Raw genomic sequence first — 210 nt, 5'->3', positions numbered from 1 at the left:
ACGATGGGTAATGATTGTATGTATCAACAAACGCATTAACGTAGTACTTCTTATTCCTATAAACGCTTCCTGTTAGTCGCAGGAGCTAACGTTATAGGGACAAGTGAATAAGTGCACATGGCGGATGCCTTGGCGATTACAGGCGATGAAGGACGTAGTAGCTTGCGATAAGCTGCGGGGAGCTAGCAAACAAGCTTTGATCCGCAGATT

At 45.2% G+C, this 210-nt stretch carries 1 rRNA gene; it reads left to right on the top strand.

What is annotated here, in order from left to right:
- Positions 1-97 precede the first annotated feature (97 nt).
- Positions 98-210 (top strand): 23S ribosomal RNA (locus GM655_RS22685); the annotation flags it as partial.

Source organism: Pseudoduganella danionis, from assembly GCF_009720775.1.
Classification (GTDB): domain Bacteria; phylum Pseudomonadota; class Gammaproteobacteria; order Burkholderiales; family Burkholderiaceae_D; genus Rugamonas; species Rugamonas danionis.
The sequence above is the reverse complement of the archived record's forward strand: the minus strand, read 5'-3'. Positions and strand labels throughout refer to the sequence as shown.